The organism is Aliivibrio sp. S3MY1 (assembly GCF_028765575.1).
Taxonomy (GTDB): Bacteria; Pseudomonadota; Gammaproteobacteria; order Enterobacterales; family Vibrionaceae; genus Aliivibrio.
Map to the genome: position 1 here is coordinate 1 of NZ_JARACO010000107.1, position 672 is coordinate 672.

1 protein-coding gene is annotated in these 672 nt (G+C 34.2%); it reads left to right on the plus strand.

Features of this window, described 5'->3' with window-relative positions; genetic code table 11:
* Positions 1–37 precede the first annotated feature (37 nt).
* On the plus strand, positions 38–565 hold the full coding sequence (locus tag PVK62_RS17470) for a hypothetical protein (RefSeq protein WP_274445650.1): 528 nt from the start codon (positions 38–40) through the stop codon (positions 563–565).
* Positions 566–672: the final 107 nt, after the last annotated feature.

Sequence of the window (672 nt, forward strand, 5' to 3'; positions counted from 1 at the left end):
TATGCTTTAAAAAATTTACAGTATCAATGGAGTTCTCATGCTTGAATCATTATTAAAATATGCACCATTAATCTCAGCAATAATGCCTTTAGTTGTAATCATAATGACGGGTATCTGGGTTAATACACGGTTAGAAAAAGTTAAAAGCCGCTTTCAACTAGATCATTCAATTATTGAAAAACGGGCAACAATCTATGCTTCGATACAAGAAGACTTTAATAAGATCTATTCTTATATACGTAGGGTTGGTGATTGGAAAGAATTAACACCAAACGATATATTAGAGAGCAAAAGGAAAATTGATCGAATTTTTCACTCGACGAAGCCTTATTGGTCAAAAGAATCATTTAAGGCGTATGAACAATTTATGAGCGTTTGTTTTAAGGCTTACCGTGGGCATGGGAAAGATGCAGGTATTATTGCTAAAGTGGAACGATATCAAAGTCTAAGTAATTGGGAATCAATATTTTCAGAGTGCTTTGAAAGTGGGTATGACAAAGATAAACTTGTACAGGTTAATAAAGAGTTAATGGAGTCATTATCTAAAGATTTTGGGGTTGAATAAACGCATATAACAAATGCATCAACACGATTTGCTACACTCGGCGTTGTCGGTTTGCCTTTAGTTTCAGTGATTAAAGCAGTAAAATTCAGCTAGGTCTGTATGGTAGC

Excerpts from the sequence above, each read along its gene's own strand:
- PVK62_RS17470 (WP_274445650.1), top strand. The coding sequence starts at position 38 with ATGCTTGAATCATTATTAAAATATGCACCATTAATCTCAGCAATAATG.